At 68.9% G+C, this 15,152-nt stretch carries 13 protein-coding genes and 2 tRNA genes; 12 read left to right on the top strand and 3 right to left on the bottom strand.

The window, feature by feature from the left end; translation table 11 throughout:
• Positions 1-15 precede the first annotated feature (15 nt).
• The 3 genes from CAURIS_RS09110 to CAURIS_RS09100 all read left to right on the top strand — a co-directional run bounded on the left by CAURIS_RS09110 (position 16) and on the right by CAURIS_RS09100 (position 5,001).
• On the top strand, positions 16-762 hold the full coding sequence (locus tag CAURIS_RS09110; protein ID WP_290341741.1) for an ABC transporter ATP-binding protein: 747 nt from the start codon (positions 16-18) through the stop codon (positions 760-762).
• Between the two features lie 2 nt (positions 763-764).
• The gene (locus tag CAURIS_RS09105) at positions 765-3,296 is read left to right on the top strand and encodes an ABC transporter permease (protein ID WP_290341740.1); all 2,532 of its coding nucleotides are present in this window, start codon (positions 765-767) and stop codon (positions 3,294-3,296) included.
• Positions 3,297-3,432: 136 nt separating this feature from the next.
• Positions 3,433-5,001 carry an MFS transporter gene (locus CAURIS_RS09100; protein ID WP_290341739.1) on the top strand — a complete coding sequence of 523 codons (1,569 nt, stop codon included), beginning with the start codon at positions 3,433-3,435 and terminating at the stop codon, positions 4,999-5,001.
• Between the two features lie 14 nt (positions 5,002-5,015).
• Here the strand turns inward: CAURIS_RS09100 and CAURIS_RS09095 are convergent, their stop codons facing one another.
• Complete coding sequence (locus CAURIS_RS09095) at positions 5,016-5,372, bottom strand: FluC/FEX family fluoride channel (protein ID WP_290341738.1); 357 nt, start codon at positions 5,370-5,372, stop codon at positions 5,016-5,018.
• Entirely contained in the window at positions 5,372-5,698 is a 327-nt protein-coding gene (locus tag CAURIS_RS09090; protein WP_290341737.1) for a CrcB family protein, read from the bottom strand. Before CAURIS_RS09090 ends, CAURIS_RS09095 begins: the two co-directional genes overlap by 1 nt.
• A gap of 91 nt (positions 5,699-5,789) precedes the next feature.
• Here CAURIS_RS09090 and pgm point away from each other — a divergent pair, with 91 nt between their 5' ends.
• From pgm to CAURIS_RS09065, 5 genes are all read left to right on the top strand, one after another.
• Positions 5,790-7,433 (top strand): phosphoglucomutase (alpha-D-glucose-1,6-bisphosphate-dependent), encoded by a 1,644-nt coding sequence (gene pgm, locus CAURIS_RS09085; RefSeq protein ID WP_290341736.1) that lies wholly within the window; start codon positions 5,790-5,792, stop codon positions 7,431-7,433.
• A 154-nt stretch (positions 7,434-7,587) separates the two neighbouring features.
• Positions 7,588-7,983 carry a MauE/DoxX family redox-associated membrane protein gene (locus tag CAURIS_RS09080; RefSeq protein WP_290343369.1) on the top strand — a complete coding sequence of 132 codons (396 nt, stop codon included), beginning with the start codon at positions 7,588-7,590 and terminating at the stop codon, positions 7,981-7,983.
• Between the two features lie 45 nt (positions 7,984-8,028).
• A complete protein-coding gene (locus CAURIS_RS09075) occupies positions 8,029-8,775 on the top strand; it encodes a DsbA family protein (RefSeq protein ID WP_290341735.1) in 747 nt (248 codons plus the stop codon).
• Between the two features lie 74 nt (positions 8,776-8,849).
• A tRNA-Ala gene (locus tag CAURIS_RS09070) sits at positions 8,850-8,922 on the top strand.
• 29 nt (positions 8,923-8,951) lie between these two features.
• Positions 8,952-9,024, top strand: a tRNA-Ala gene (locus tag CAURIS_RS09065).
• A gap of 927 nt (positions 9,025-9,951) precedes the next feature.
• Here CAURIS_RS09065 and erm read toward each other — a convergent pair.
• Complete coding sequence (gene erm / locus CAURIS_RS09060; protein ID WP_290341734.1) at positions 9,952-10,788, bottom strand: 23S ribosomal RNA methyltransferase Erm; 837 nt, start codon at positions 10,786-10,788, stop codon at positions 9,952-9,954.
• Positions 10,789-11,510: 722 nt separating this feature from the next.
• On the opposite strand from erm, the gene CAURIS_RS09055 reads away from it, so the two are divergent.
• From CAURIS_RS09055 to CAURIS_RS09040, 4 genes are read left to right on the top strand one after another with little or no spacing between them, the layout of a single operon-like run.
• Complete coding sequence (locus CAURIS_RS09055; protein ID WP_290341733.1) at positions 11,511-12,803, top strand: adenosylmethionine--8-amino-7-oxononanoate transaminase; 1,293 nt, start codon at positions 11,511-11,513, stop codon at positions 12,801-12,803.
• A gap of 4 nt (positions 12,804-12,807) precedes the next feature.
• Positions 12,808-13,965, top strand: coding sequence for an 8-amino-7-oxononanoate synthase (locus CAURIS_RS09050; protein WP_290341732.1), 1,158 nt, complete (start codon positions 12,808-12,810; stop codon positions 13,963-13,965).
• The gene (gene bioD, locus CAURIS_RS09045) at positions 13,962-14,663 is read left to right on the top strand and encodes a dethiobiotin synthase (RefSeq protein WP_290341731.1); all 702 of its coding nucleotides are present in this window, start codon (positions 13,962-13,964) and stop codon (positions 14,661-14,663) included. The genes CAURIS_RS09050 and bioD overlap by 4 nt, the downstream gene beginning before the upstream one ends.
• Positions 14,660-15,142, top strand: coding sequence for a methylated-DNA--[protein]-cysteine S-methyltransferase (locus CAURIS_RS09040; RefSeq protein ID WP_290341730.1), 483 nt, complete (start codon positions 14,660-14,662; stop codon positions 15,140-15,142). The genes bioD and CAURIS_RS09040 overlap by 4 nt, the downstream gene beginning before the upstream one ends.
• The last annotated feature ends 10 nt before the right edge of the window (positions 15,143-15,152 follow it).

The following is a 15,152-nucleotide window of genomic DNA, read 5'->3' as shown; positions in this document are numbered from 1 at the left end:
CAGAAAGAGATTCTCATGACGTCTCCAGCGTCGGCCGTGCGGCGCCCCGCCGCCCGCGCCGTTCATCTTCAGAAAACCTACGGATTTGGTGACACTGCCGTCAGCGCGCTCGGCGGGGTCTCCGTCGAGTTCGAAGCCGGCAAGTTCACCGCGATTATGGGCCCGTCCGGCTCCGGGAAGTCCACCCTCATGCACTGCATGGCCGGGCTCGACCAGCCCAGCGGCGGCCAGATCTTCCTGGGTGAGACGGACGTGTCCACCCTCGACGAGGCGCAGCTTACAGAGCTGCGACGGGACCGCGTCGGCTTCATCTTCCAGTCGTTCAACCTCGTGCCCACGCTCACCGCGGCGGAGAACATCACGCTGCCCGCGAGGATCGCCGGGCGGACGCTCGACCAGGAGTGGTTCGGTGAGGTCGTGCGGCGCTTCGGCATCGAGCACCGCCTGGCCCACCGGCCCGCGGAGCTATCGGGCGGGCAGCAACAGCGCGTCGCGTGCGCGCGGGCCGTCGTGGGCAGGCCCGACATTATCTTCGGCGACGAGCCCACGGGCAACCTCGACTCCAACTCCTCGGCGGAGGTCCTCGAGCTGCTGCGCACAGCCGCCGACACGTACGAGCAAACGGTGGTGATCGTCACCCACGACGCACGCGCCGCAAGCTACGCCGACCGCGTCATTTTCCTCGTCGACGGCCAGCTTGTCGACGAGCTGAACGCGCCCACCGCGGAAAGCATCCTGACCATCATGGCGGGAATTGAGTAGCCATGAACCCCACACTTTTCCTCCTCAGCTGGCGCACGATCCGCGCCAACCTGACGCGTTTTATCCTTTCGCTTATCGCCGTCGTCCTCGGCACGGGCTTTGTCGCCGGCGGCTTCATGCTTTCCGAAACGATGGCCTCCAACTTCGACGACATCATCACTTCCCAGTTCCGCGGCGCCGACGTCGTCGTCCGCGCAGGGGAGGGCACACCCGTCGGCCGCGACGATTCTGCCTCGGTGCGCGGGCTCACCGGCGTCGCCAGAGTCGAGGTTGTCGACGAGCAGCTGATCGCGCTGCTTGTCGACGACTCCCCGGTGCGCACAGGCGGCGCCGGGGCGCACCTGTTCCCCTATACGCCCCAGGACCAGCGCGTCGTCGACAGCGGCGAAACGCTCGTCGAAAGAAGTGCGCCGAGCGCTCCGGGTCGCGCGGTTCTTAACTCCACGACCGCGGAGGACAACGGCGTGGAGGTCGGCGACGATATCGTCGTCATCGACGACAACGGCCGCCACACGTTCACCATCGACGGGATCGCTGACTACGGCTTTGCCGTCGGCGGCTTCGCCGCCGTGACCATCCCGCAGGAGCAGTACTGGGAGGAGTTTGCGACCGGCGAGAACGTCGTGATGCTTGCGGTCGACGTCGAGGACGGGGCCGCGGTAGACGACGTCATGCGGGAGATCGAGCGGGCACTACCGGGGGCGGAGGTCCTTACCGGGGAGCGCGCCGCCGAGATTGACTCGGAGGATCTCCGGGACGACCTGTCCTTCCTCACCTATGTCATCGGAGCTTTCGGCACGATCGCGCTGTTCGTGGGCGCCTTCATTATCGCCAACACGTTCTCCATGACCGTCGCGCAGCGCATCAAGGAGCTGGCGCTGCTGCGGGCGCTGGGCCTGTCGCGCCGGCAACTCACCGTGTCTGTCGTCGCCGAAGCCGTCGTCATCGGCCTGGCGGGCTCCCTGCTGGGCGTCGCCTTTGGGGCGGGCCTCGTGGCGGCTGCCATGTGGGGCCTCGACGCCGCCGGGTTCGGCCTGCCCAGCGGCGGTCTCGCGGTAACGTGGCAGGCTGTCGTGGTGGCCTTGGTTGTCGGGGTGCTGGTGACGGTCCTCGCAGCCTGGGCTCCCGCCCGACGAGCAGGGGCGGTGCCGCCCGTGCAGGCGATGCGCTCGGGCGAGGCATCATCGGACCAGCCCCTCCGCGTGCGTACCATCATTGGCCTCGTCACCCTGGTGGCGGGTGTGGCCGCGACGGCGGCGGCCGTGGCCATCGACGCGGAGTCCTCTGTCCGGTTCGGTCTTCTGGGCGGCGGCGCGGTCGGCCTCATCCTCGGCTGGCTGCTGAGCTCGGCGTGGCTGACGCGCGCCCTGTTGAGCCGCGCCCCGAAGCGCGGCAACGTGCTGGTCACCCTGGCCGGGACGAACCTCGCGCGCAACCCGCGGCGCACCGCCTCGACGGCCTTCGCCCTCACCCTGGGCGTGACCCTCGTGGCCGCGGTGAGCATCCTCGGCGCCACGATGAAGGACTCGGTGTACGGCGCGGTTGACGAAGGGCTGCGCGCCGACGCCGTCGTCAGCGCCGGGATGGTCTCCCCGTCCGGGGTCCCCGCCGCCCTCGTGGAGGAGATCGAGAGGCTCGACGTGGTCGCAGGCACCACGAGTTCGTTGTTCGCGCCGATCGGCATCGAAAACGTCGGTCCCGCCGAAAACCCGGTGACGGCTGTGGCGGCGGACGACCCGTCCGTCGGGCTCAACATCGAGGTCATCGACGGCGACTTTGACAGGTTGCTGCGCGAGCCGGGCGTGGGGCTGCGCCACGACCGGGCCGAGGACCTCGGCCTGCGGGTCGGTGACATCGTTGAGGTGGCCTCGCCGCTGGCACCGGAGCCAGTGCGCGTTCAGGTCTTAGCCACGTGGGACGACAACGAGGTTTACACCCAGGCGGCTGTCTCAGCGGTGACCGCGCGCGAGCTCGTGCCGGAGCACGAGTGGTTCCGCCAGCAGACGTGGGTGACGTTCGAGGAAGGGGTGGACGGTGCCGAGGCCGTCGAGAAGCTGCGGGATGTGGTCGACCCCTACGCCGTGTTGCAGGTCATGGACCGCGAAGAGTTTAAGGAGGCCAACGCAGGCGCGGTTAATCAGCTGCTCACGATCGTCTACGCGCTGCTGGCGCTGTCGGTGGTCGTGGCGATCCTCGGGATCGTGAACACGCTGGCGCTGTCGATCACGGAGCGGCGCCGAGAGTTCGGCATGCTGCGCGCCGTGGGGATGCAGCGCGGACAGGTGCGGGCGATGATCGTCCTGGAGTCGGTCGTCATCGCCCTGGCCGGGGCCCTGTCGGGCACGGTTGTGGGGGTGTGGCTGGGCTACGGTTTCTCCCGGGTCGTAGCCGACGATGCCGCGCTGGACCGTTTCGCAATCGCCTACGCGCAACTCGCCGTGCTGATCGTCGGGGCGTTACTGGTCGGGCTGGTTGCCGCGGTGATTCCGGCCCGCGCTGCGGCGCGGACGGCACCCTTACAGGGCCTCGGCTAACGCGGCAATACCAGGCGCGCATAAAAGGAAATTTTAAAGGAATGAATAAACGGCGTGGGCCCTGGCCAGGTCCGTTACGCTCCGAATTAAGACCACCTTGGTTGCCACCAGGTTAACGCCCCGAAGGAGGCCCCCTTTGAGCACCACCAATGATAACCGCCCGCGCGCGGGCACCCACACTGGGCGCCCCGATCCCGCCACCTACCGTGGCGACGACATCCTACTGCTCGGCCTCGTCCTGAGCGTCTCCACGTTCTGGCTGTTCGCCCAGACGGCGAACATCAACGGCCCGCGCATCCTCGAAGACCTGGGCTTGGGCGAGACCGTCCTCAGCTCCGGCGTCGCCGCCTCGGGCGTGGTCTGCGGCATGATCATCGCCCTGGCCGGCAGCATCGCCGACCGCAACGGCCACCTGCGCATGGTGATCGCCGGCAACGTGGTCAACATTGTGGGCTCGCTTCTGCTCGCCCTCGCCCCGGTTGGCGCGCTCGCCGTGCCGGCCTTCATCACGGGCCGCATCCTGCAGGGTATCGCCGCCGCCCTGATCATGCCCGCGTCGCTGACGATGGTCCGCACCTTCTGGGACGGCACCGCCCGCCACCGCGCGATTTCGATGTGGTCGCTGGGTAGCTTCGGTGCCTCGGGCGTGACCAGCCTGTTCGGCGGACTGTTGGAGCAGACTTTCGTCGGCTGGCGCGGCGTCTTCCTCATCGGTGCGGTGGTTTCCGTCGTGGGTATCATCCTGGTCCGGCGCGCTCCCGAGACGCAGACGCCGCGCAGCGGCGTGCGCGGGCTCGACTGGGCGGGAGCCATCACCTTCGCGCTCGGTATTGCCGCCGTGTTCACCCTGATCACCCAGATCAGCAAGCTCGACTTCGCCACCGCCCTGCCGTGGGTGCTCATCGCCGCCGCCGTCATCGTCTTCGCCATCTTCGGGGTGGTGGAAAAGCGCAAGGGCAGCAAGGCGTTCCTTGACTTCGCGCTGTTCAAGAACCGCCAGTACAGCAGCGTGACCGCCGCCAACTTCCTCCTCAACTCCATGGGTGGCGCGCTGGTGGTCTCGCTGTGGGCGCTCCAGGTCGGCTACGGGCTCGAGCCGGGCACCGCCGGCCTGCTCACCCTCGGCTTTGCCGCCGGTATTTTCGCCTTCCTGCGCGTCGGCGAGAAGCTCCTGGGCACGAAGGGCGCCAAGTTCCCCATCGTCATCGCGGCGACGCTGGTGCCCCTGTCGCTGGTGTTCTTCGCCTTCACCTTCCTGCCGCGCACCGAGTACATGATCCTGAACGTGGCGGCCTCTGTGGCCATCGGCGCCGGCCTGGCGATGTTTGCCACCCCGGCTACCGACGCCGCCCTGAGCTCGCTGCCCGCCGATAAGGTCGGCGTCGGCTCCGGGTTCTACAAGATGGCCTCCGCGCTCGGCAACGGCTTCGGCATCGCGGTCTTCACCACACTGCTGACCTCGCAGAGCGACGGCGGTCCGCTGGCCGACGTCATGGGCCGACTGCTGCCCTTCGCCGCCGACGGCGAAGTGGTGGTGCGCCAGGCTGCGGCGGCGGCCCTCGGCATCGGCGCGCTCTACGGTCTGGTGGCACTGATCGTCATTGTCCTGTGGGTGCCGAACCGCCCGCAGTCCGCCACCGAGGAACCGGCGGAGGGGCCCGCCGAGGACAAGATCGAGGACGAGGTCGACGCCAGCACCCCGTAGCACGCCGGGCCGCCTCAGCCGAACGCCCGGCGGCCGTACACCATCCCCCAGTACGCCGCCACGACGCAGACGGCGGCCGTAAGGGCGACGGAAGAGGCGGCATCGGCCCAGCGCCGGCCCTTGATGTGCTCGCCGATTTCCTTGGCCAGCGTCGACCACGTTGACAGCGCCCCCGCAAACCCGGCCCCGGCAGCCAGCGCCCACAGGTTGGGCAGGGCGAGGGAGAACCCCATGACCGCGGAGCCGATCACGTTCGCGGCCCACGTGCCGGGGTGGCGGGTGTCCGAGTTGAGGTGCGAGAGCGCCCAGCGGGCCACACCGCCGAAAAATCCCCCGCCAGCCACCGCGGCGAGGCCTACGAGCAGATCCATCAGCGCCGCCCGCCGATCGCGTGCCGGGCGGCGTCTCCCGCGTACCACCCCGCAATGCAGGTGGTGAAGCTGACGGCGAGCGCGGCCAGCGCGCCGCCGGCGCTGGACTGCGCCGCGGCGAGGGTGATCGCCGAGAGCGTGGAAAAGCCCCCGAGAAAGCCCATTCCCCAGAACTTCCCGGGGGCGAAAAAGCCCATGGCGAAGCAGGCGGCGGCGTTGAGCAGGTGGGTTTCCGCCCCTCCCGTGGGCGCGCCGAGGAGGAGAAGGTGGCGGGTGGCGGCGCCGAGGGCTGCGCCCAGGCCCACGAGGAGAGCTTCCTTCCACACGGGAAACAACCCTACGCCGAGGCGTGGCGGAAAGGCCGCGGCGGGGGGAAGATGGGGAGGCGAGACCGTCAAACCCGCAAAGGAGTGCTCCATGGCTCACGAACGCGCTGGCCAGCCGGCCCGCCCAGAAGACCTCATTGACATCGCCGAGGTTGTCACCGCCTACTACACCCGCGAAATCGACCCGTCCGACCCGGCCCAGCAGGTGTCCTTCGGCACGTCGGGGCACCGCGGCAGCTCGCTGGACAACGCCTTCAACGAGCAGCACATTTGGGCCACGACGCAGGCGATCGTGGATTACCGCCGCGACAACGACATCACCGGCCCGCTCTTCCTCGGCCGCGACACGCACGCGCTGTCCGAGCCGGCCATGGTCTCCGCGCTCGAGGTGCTCCTCGGCAACGACGTCGCAGTGCGTGTCGACGCCGCCGGGCGCTACACCCCGACCCCTGCGGTATCCCACGCGATCCTGCGCCACAACTCCGCCGGGCAGGCAGGAAAGGCCGACGGCATCGTGGTCACCCCGTCACACAACCCGCCGCGCGACGGTGGCTTCAAGTACAACCCGCCCACCGGCGGGCCCGCTGGCGGGGAGGCGACGGACTGGATCGCCGAGCGCGCCAACTCCTACATTGCCGCCGGGTTGAGCGGGGTGCGGCGGGTGGCCGTGCGCGGCGTGCTCGACGAGCGTGCCGAGAAGTACGACTACCTGGGGCTCTACGTCGCCGACCTGCCCAACGTGGTCGACCTGGAGGTCGTGCGCTCCTCCGGGCTGCGCATCGGCGCCGACCCGATGGGCGGGGCGAGCGTGGACTACTGGGGCGCGATCGCCGAGACCCACGGGCTGAACCTCACGGTGGTCAACCCGGAGGTCGACGCCACGTGGCGCTTCATGACGCTCGACACCGACGGTCAGATCCGCATGGACTGCTCCTCGCCGAACTCGATGGCCTCCCTCGTGGCCAACCGGGACACCTACGACATCGCCACCGGCAACGACGCCGATGCCGACCGCCACGGCATTGTCACCCCGGACGCCGGCCTGATGAACCCGAACCACTATCTCGCCGTGGCCATCGACTACCTCTTCGCCCACCGCCCCGGCTGGGCTCGCTCCACCGCGGTGGGCAAGACGCTCGTGTCCTCCTCGATGATCGACCGCGTCGTCGCGGACTTGGGCCGCGATCTCGTCGAGGTCCCGGTGGGCTTCAAGTGGTTCGTGCCAGGGCTTATCGACGGCACCATCGGCTTCGGCGGTGAGGAATCCGCCGGGGCCTCCTTCCTGCGCACCGACGGCACCGTCTGGTCCACCGACAAGGACGGGCTGATCATGGACCTGCTCGCCGCGGAGATCACGGCGGTGACCGGCCTGACGCCCTCGCAGCGCTACGCGCAGCTGGCGGAGAAGTTCGGCGCGCCCGCCTACGCCCGCACCGACGCCCCGGCCACCCGGCAGCAGAAGGCCGTGCTGAAGCAGCTGGCGCCGGAGCAGGTCAGCGCGACCGAGCTGGCGGGGGAGGAGATCACGGCGAAGCTGACGGAGGCGCCGGGCAATGGGGCGTCGATAGGCGGGCTCAAGGTGACCACGGACAGCTCGTGGTTCGCGGCGCGGCCCTCGGGCACGGAGGATAAGTATAAGATTTACGCCGAGAGCTTCCGCGGTAAAGAGCACCTGGCGCAGGTGCAGGCGGAGGCGCAAGCGCTGGTCGCGGCCGTGCTGGGGGAATCGGACTAAACCGCCAGGAAGTAACCACCACACCCACAGGTGGCGCCGATAGGCTATTTCGGAGGTGTGGGATAAGGTCGCGTATGTGACAACGAAGGAACTTCACGCACCTGCCACCCAGGATGTGGTGCTCGACATCCTTTCCGCGGCGGCGCGCTTTTTTATGGCGTACATCTGGCTGTCCGCGGGTGTGGCGAAAATCGGCGTGCACATGGATGTCACGCAGACGATCATGGCCTACGAGATCTTCACTCCGGCGTGGTCGGACCTGCTGGCGCACCTGATCGGGCCGCTCGAGATCGGCGGCGGGCTCCTCCTGCTGCTGGGGATCAAACTGCGGCCCGCCGGGTGGGTGTCCATCGGCGTGCTCACTCTGTTCATCATCGGGTTGGCCTCGGCGTGGTCGCGCGGCCTCGTCATCGACTGCGGCTGCTTTAACCCCAGCGCTGAGGACGAGGGCACGAATCTGCTGGTCACCATCGGCCGGGACGTGTGCTACATCCTGATCACGCTGTTTATGATTTACCGCCCGTACAAGAAGTTTGCGCTCTACCCCTAGAATCGGTACGTTCGGCAGACTCCCGAGAAGAAGAGGTTCAAAAACGTGACCACACGCAAGGTGCATAACCCCAACGAGAAGAAGGGCGGCGGCTTCATCTGGGCCGTCGTGGCGGTCGTGGCCATCGCCGCCCTCGTCATCGGCCTGGTTGTCTACAACGGCCGCAACCAGCGCGACGAGGCGATCGCCGAAAGGATGATCCCGGTGGACGGGCTGGAGCTGAGCTACGCCGAAGGCGACACCGAGATCACGCTGGCCTCGAGCCAGGGTGGCGACACCCCGAGCGTCGACTTCTTCGAGGACTTCTCCTGCCCGCACTGCGCCGACGTGGCCCGCGAGACCGATGAGGAGATGCTGGAGAAGATCCAGGCAGGCGAGCTCACCGTCCACCTGCGCCCGATGACCTTCCTCGACGGGCAGGGCGAGAACTACCAGCGCGGGCACTCCACCCGCGCCCTCGCGGCCGAGCTCGCCCTCGCGGCGCACAACGACGCCTCCGCGATGTGGAACCTGCGCGTCTACCTGCTGGAGAACCAGCAGGACGTGTTCAACAAGGTCGACGCCGATGACCTGGCTGACCAGGCCCGCGACTTCGGCGCCAGCGAGCAGGCCATCCAGGACATCCGCGATGAGAAGTACCTCTCCACCGCGGAGGAGATGGGCAAGGCGAACCTGGACTACCAGAACGAGCAGACGGGCGAGGCTTTCAGTCCCCGCGTCATGCGCGACGGCGAGGATCTGGAGATTCCGGGCGGCGACATCAACGACTGGGTTGACGCCGCGACGGCCTAACAGGGCGATTTGGCCGCCCCGAAGGCGCGCGTGTATATTAACCGAAGTTGCCCGGGCGTTTCGCCCGGCGCGGCGGGGCTATGGCGCAGCTGGTAGCGCACCACACTGGCAGTGTGGGGGTCACGGGTTCGAATCCCGTTAGCTCCACTCCACAACTTCATACCGTTTCTCAATGAGGGGCTATGGCGCAGCTGGTAGCGCACCACACTGGCAGTGTGGGGGTCACGGGTTCGAATCCCGTTAGCTCCACGGAAAAAGAACAAACCGAAAACTGCCCCGCCTGATGGCGGGGCAGTTTTGCTTTTGCGGGTTAAGGGGCAAAAAGCGTGTCCGGGTTCGGTGTTTCGCGGTAGCTGACCTGTAAGTCGCCGTCAGTATGTGCGCGCTGGGTGTGCCGCCTCGGGTCCGACGGAGGCTCTCAAGCCTGGGAAGGATGATAAGAGCCCTGGCGCTGCACGCCAGGGAGGATCCTAAAATCCGCTCGTGGGGCGATTGAGCGGGCCGTCGGTAAGTTCAGGGCACACCCCGAAGCGTTGCGGGGGTCGGTTCGTCGGGCCGAACTCGAGCACGAAGTCCGTGAATTGCGCCGGGCCAACGAGATCCTGAAGACGAGCGCGGCTTTTTCTCGGCCGCGCGGCTTGACTGTACCGGCCAGCAGCGGGACCGGTTCGGGGGGCGAAGTGATCTGCGCCGTCCCGGCGGGCACCGGTGAGCGGATCGCCCCGGGCGCCTGTTACGCGCCGGGACCAGCCGGCCCTCGGCACGTGCAATCCGTGACGTCGAGCTGGCCGAAGACAGCAGCCCCGCTCTCAAGGCCACCCGCGGTTTCTCGGGCGCCCGGAGCATCCTGACCGTCGGGGTGTTCGGGTTGCCCCGCCGATACTAAGGGGTGCCGGTTATCGCTGGTGAGGGATTGCAGGTCGATTGCAATGGGGCGATCCCGGCGATGGGTGAACTGCCGGGCGACATGACCACGCCTGCGCCACCCGGCTTGTGTCATGGTGTTACCGACCGGGAGGTAAGCCCCGGTCAGGAGCATGGCTAGCCGGGGGGGGCTGAGCCCAAGCCGGCACCGGACCGGCGGAATCCCGAATCGCTGTGAGAGCGCCCTGCCTGGTTGTTGGTGAGCGCACAGAGTGATTAATCCCGTTCAGGGGCTCCGACGATGCGGCCGCGCTACCGTGCTCGTCGACGGCTCCTCCTCGACTTCGGCTGCCCTTTCGTCGTACTACGCGCTGGCGGCGACGACCCTGTGGTCTTGAACAAGTCCACCCACGCCTGGGCAGACAAGTCCTTCGGTAGTCCGGCCGGTTTCGCGCCGTGGCTGGTCAGCCACGCCTGCGCCGCCCGGGTTGTGCCCAGTGAGGTGTTGCGCGCGACGATTTGGGGAAGTCCGCGGCCGCGGCCGGTGTAGATGCGGTGAACCAGGGCATGGAATTGGCGTCGCTCACCCCAGGGCAGCAGCGGATCTTCACGGCGGTGAATGCTGAGGATTCCACCGTCGACCTGCGGACGTGGAGTGAACGCGCGGGCTGGAACGCGGCCGTGCAAAGTGAACTCGAACCACGGTGCCCATTGCGCGGTCATCATCGTGACACCGCCAACACCCGCGCGGCGCCGGGCAACCTCCCATTGCATGAGCAAAATTGCATCGGTCCATGCGGGGGCGCGCAGGATACGGCGAAGCATCGCCGTGGTCAGATGAAACGGCAGGTTACCGACGATTACACGCGCAGACGCCGGAAGCCGGTAGGCAAGGAAGTCGTCAGCGATGACTTCCACATTCGGAAGGCGTCGATCGGTCAGCGACCGGGCTAACCGGAAATCGATCTCGACGGCTGTTACGGGTCGTCCGAGTTCGGCTAGGGGGGCGGTGAGTGCTCCCTCGCCGGGGCCGATCTCGACGATCGGGCCCTCGGTGGCGGCCACGAGTTGCGTCAACGTGGCGATGGTGGATGGGTCAGTCAGGAAGTTCTGGCCGTGCTCGTGACGGCCATCTCGGTAGGTAGGCACTGTTTGCTCCAAGGTTGTCGTGGAGCCGGGCACGCGAAAAGCCGCCCGGCCGAGATTACCGGGGCGGGAGCAATCACCCGTGAAGGATGCTCGCCGCTGTTAGCGGCTGCGCAGACGCAGCGAAGCAGTGCCACCAAATAACATGCCGACGAGCTTAGTCAGTTCCATTGCAGGCAAGCAACTTAGTACACCGACTCTGCTCAAAGGCGCAGATTCTCCGCGTGGTCGAGATTCGCAAAGTTAGGGATCCCGGCAAGGTTGCTACGGATTTTGAAGATCGGGGTTTGAAGAGGATTGCCTGTCCAATCGCGGGGGGGGGGGTATCTGTAACTGCCGGTGCAGGGGCCTCACACATGTGTGATGGCGGCGGCCGCTGAACGCAATCCCATTGGCCTGACCACCCAGCATGATGAGTTGCTCGCCCGAGCCCCACCGGATTTGGCGCGTCGGATGCTGCAGGACTTCATCTGGCGGCTCTTTCTCCACCCAGACGAACCGCCTCTTCGGGGCGCAGCGCGACACCGCAGCTGCGCAGAAGTCGGGGGCGTTGCGCGTGCCGGCGGCCAATCTGTCGGGCCGCAGAGTTGGGGGCCGGCCGGCAAAGACGTCAGACGAGGTGCGCCGCCGAGTGCGCCTTTCCTGGTGTGCACGCAGGCGGCGGAACAAGTTCCAGCTGCTCCGCCATCTCCCGCCGCCCGCAGGGCAGGGGTAGACTTCCCGGAATGGCTGACTACCCTCTGGGCACCACTGACCTGCTCGCAGCGGACGCGCGCCACGTGTGGCACCCGTACGGCGGCTTCCCGGCCGCCACGCGCCCCCTGCCCGTCGCCGCGGCGTCCGGGGTGCGGTTCACGCTCGACGGCGGCGCCGAGCTCATCGACGGAATGAGCTCGTGGTGGGCGGCGATCCACGGCTACCGCCACCCCCACCTCGACGCCGCGGCCCACGCCCAGATCGATGCTTTCAGCCACGTCATGTTCGGCGGGCTGACGCACCGCCCGGCGGTCGAGCTGGCGGAGCGCCTGGCGGCGCTCGCGCCCGGGGAGCTGGACAAGGTCTTCTTCGCGGACTCGGGATCGGTGTGCGTCGAGGTGGCGGTCAAGATGGCGATCCAGTACCAGCGCTCCCTCGGCCGGACGGGCCGGACCCGGTTGGCGACGTGGCGCGGCGGGTACCACGGCGACACGCTCAGCCCGATGAGCGTATGCGACCCCGAGGGCGGCATGCACGCGATGTGGCGCGGAGTAGTGCAGTCCCAGGTCTTCGCGGGAGAGCCGCCGGCGCAGTGGGACGAGGGATACGCCGCTGGCCTGGCGGAACTCGTCTGCCGCCACAGCGACGAGCTCGCGGCCGTCATCGTCGAACCCGTGGTGCAGGGCGCCGGCGGCATGCGCTTCCACGACCCGGCTTACCTGCGTGTTCTGCGGCGGGTGTGCGACGAGACCGGGGTGCTGCTCATCTTCGACGAGATCGCCACCGGCTTCGGGCGCACCGGGGAACTCTTCGCCGCCGAGCACGCCGGCGTCGCCCCCGACATCATGTGCGTGGGCAAGGCGCTGACCGGCGGATACGTCACTCTCGGGGCGGCGCTGACCACGGCGCGCATCGCCGAGGTCATCAGCGCGGGGGAGGCCGGGGGCCTCGCGCACGGCCCGACGTTCATGGCCAACCCGCTCGCCTGCGCCATCGCGGGGGCTTCGCTGGACATCGTCGAGGCGGGGAAGTGGCGCACGCAGGTCGCGGACATCGAGAGCCAGCTTCACGACGGCCTGGCGCCCGCCCGGGAGCTCTCAAGCGTCGCAGAGGTCAGGGTGCTGGGCGCGATCGGGGTGATTGAGCTGGTTTCGGACGTCGATATGCAGGCGGCGACCGACGCGATCACCGCCGAGGGGGTGTGGCTGCGTCCCTTCCGCAACCTCATCTACACCATGCCGCCCTACGTCTGCGGGGCCGAGGACATCGCGGCGATCTGCCGCGGTGCCGTTGCGGGGGCGCGCGCTCACGTATCGTCCTAAAGCTATGGCGAAGAAACCTTTCGTGCCCAGCGCCTCCCTCGACTGGCTCGACGCCGCGGCCGCGGCCCGCGCCCGCGCCGGGCTGGAGCGCACGCTGCGCCCGCGGGGCACCGCGTCTTCGGTTCTCGACCTGGCCTCCAACGACTACCTGGGGCTGTCGCGCCACCCCGAGGTGCTCGCCGGGGCGCGGGCTGGCGTGGACGCGTGGGGCGCGGGGGCGACAGGATCGCGCCTGGTCACGGGCACGACCGAGGCCCACGAGCTGCTTGAGGCGGAGCTTGCCGCGTTCCTCGGCCACCAATCCGCGCTCGTGTTTTCCTCCGGCTACCTGGCCAATCTGGGGGCGGTGGTGGGCTTGAGCGGGCCCGGCGCGCTCATCGTGTCCGATGGCGGGGCGCACGCCTCGCTGATCGACGCCTGCCGCCTCTCCCGCTCCCGCGTGGTGGTCACGCCCCGCGGCGACGCTGCGGCCGTGGCGGCGGCGCTTGCGCAGCGCAGCGAGAGGCGCGCCCTCGTGCTCACCGATTCCGTCTACTCCACGGACGGCGTGCTCGCGCCGGTCGCAGAACTCTACGCCGCGGCCCACGAAAACGGGGCGGTGCTGCTTGTCGATGAGGCCCACGGCCTCGGCGTGCGCGGCGCAGGCCGAGGCGTCGTCGCCGAGGCGGGCCTGGCGGGACGGGAGGACCTGGTGGTCACCGTGACGCTGTCGAAGGCGCTGGGCTCCCAGGGCGGCGCCGTCTGCGGCTCGCTCCGGCTGCGCGAGCACCTGCTCAACACCGCGCGCCCGTTCATCTTTGACACGGCGCTGGCCCCGGCGGCGGTTGGGGCGGCGCGCGCGGCGCTCGGCGTGGTGCGCCGCGAGCCGGAGCGAGTGCGCCGGGTCCACGAGGCCGCTCAGGAGCTCGCGGCGGCCGCCGGGGCCGAGGCGCCCGGCTCTGCCGTCGTATCCGTCGTGCTCGGGGAGGCGGACCGCGCCGCCGACGCGCGCGACGCGGCCTACGCGCGGGGAGTGGCGGTCGGCTGCTTCCGGCCGCCGTCGGTGCCGGAGGGGACCTCCCGGCTGCGGCTGACGGCGCGGGCCGACCTGACGCCGGCGGAGCTTGAGCTGGCCGGTAACGTGCTGCGTGATGTGACAGCGCAGAGATGGGAAAAGCGATGAACCAGCCCGCATACGTCGTGGTCTCCGGCACCGGCACGGAGATCGGTAAAACCATGGTCACCGCCGCGCTTGCGGCCCTGGCCCGCTCCACCGGCGTCCGGGTGGGCGTGGCAAAGCCCATCCAGACGGGGTTGACGCCGGGGGAGGAGGGCGACTGCCACCTCGCCGCCCGGCTTGCCGGCGCGGCCGCCGCCTTTGAGCACCGCCGCCTGCTCGAGCCGCTCGCCCCGGAGACCGCAGCGCGCCGCGCCGGTGAGGAGCAGTCCACCGCCGCGGAGCTCGCCGCGGCGGTGCGGGCGTGGGCCGAGGCGCACGACGGCGGGCTGGACGTCGTGGTCGTGGAGGGCGCCGGCGGGGTCCTCGCCCGGCTCGGGACGGACGTGACCATCCTCGACGTCGCGCGCCTGCTCGATGCGCCCGTGGTTCTGGTGACCCCGCCCGACTTGGGAACGCTGTCGACGACGGAGTTGGCCACCCGGCACCTGCGCGAGGCGGGCGTAGCGTGCGCGGGGCTGGTGCTCGGCACCTGGCCGGACACGCCCGACCTGGCGCAGCAGTGCAACCGCGAGGATCTGCCCCGGCTCACCGGGGTGCCGCTCGTGGGCGCCGTGCCCGCCGGGGCCGGGGCGATGGCTCCGGAGGAGTTCGCTGCCCGCGCGCCGGGTTGGTTCGCGCAGGGCTATACTTTCGGCTCATGAAATACACATCGTGGACGGTTGTTCACACCCCCGTCGGTGAGCTCATGCTGGTCAGCTCCGACGCTGGTTTGGCGCACGTGGTTTTCGAATGCGAGGACTTCGCTCTCCGGCGCTCTGAGCTAGGGCTTTCCGGGGCGCAGGCCCCCGGTGCAGAGGCCGCGCGGCAACTCGAGGAGTACTTTGCGGGGCGTCGCCGCAGCTTCGACCTCGCCCTCGACTGGGGCGCAGGTGGCGGCTTCCACCGCAGGGTCCAACGGGCGCTGGCGGAGATCCCCTACGGCGAGACCCGTACCTACTCCGAATTCGCCAGCCACTTAGGCAGCCCGAGGGCGGTGCGCGCCGTGGGTGCGGGCTGCGCGCGCAACCCGCTGCCCATTGTCTCCCCCTGCCACCGCGTGGTGCGCAGCGACGGCTCCCTCGGCGGCTACCGCGGCGGCCTCGAGGTCAAGCAAAGACTGCTCGAGCTGGAAGCGGCCTAAGCCTTAGCGG

This window comes from Corynebacterium auris (genome assembly GCF_030408575.1).
Classification (GTDB): domain Bacteria; phylum Actinomycetota; class Actinomycetes; order Mycobacteriales; family Mycobacteriaceae; genus Corynebacterium; species Corynebacterium auris.
This window is presented reverse-complemented; position numbering and strand designations above follow the sequence as displayed.

Bases quoted from the DNA above. Each gene is read 5' to 3' on its own strand.
- CAURIS_RS09110 (WP_290341741.1), top strand. From the start codon at position 16: ATGACGTCTCCAGCGTCGGCCGTGCGGCGCCCCGCCGCCCGCGCCGTT.
- CAURIS_RS09105 (WP_290341740.1), top strand. From the start codon at position 765: ATGAACCCCACACTTTTCCTCCTCAGCTGGCGCACGATCCGCGCCAAC.
- CAURIS_RS09095 (WP_290341738.1), bottom strand. From the start codon at position 5,372: ATGGATCTGCTCGTAGGCCTCGCCGCGGTGGCTGGCGGGGGATTTTTC.
- pgm (WP_290341736.1), top strand. From the start codon at position 5,790: ATGGCTCACGAACGCGCTGGCCAGCCGGCCCGCCCAGAAGACCTCATT.
- CAURIS_RS09080 (WP_290343369.1), top strand. From the start codon at position 7,588: ATGGCGTACATCTGGCTGTCCGCGGGTGTGGCGAAAATCGGCGTGCAC.
- CAURIS_RS09055 (WP_290341733.1), top strand. From the start codon at position 11,511: ATGGCTGACTACCCTCTGGGCACCACTGACCTGCTCGCAGCGGACGCG.
- CAURIS_RS09050 (WP_290341732.1), top strand. From the start codon at position 12,808: ATGGCGAAGAAACCTTTCGTGCCCAGCGCCTCCCTCGACTGGCTCGAC.
- bioD (WP_290341731.1), top strand. From the start codon at position 13,962: ATGAACCAGCCCGCATACGTCGTGGTCTCCGGCACCGGCACGGAGATC.
- CAURIS_RS09040 (WP_290341730.1), top strand. From the start codon at position 14,660: ATGAAATACACATCGTGGACGGTTGTTCACACCCCCGTCGGTGAGCTC.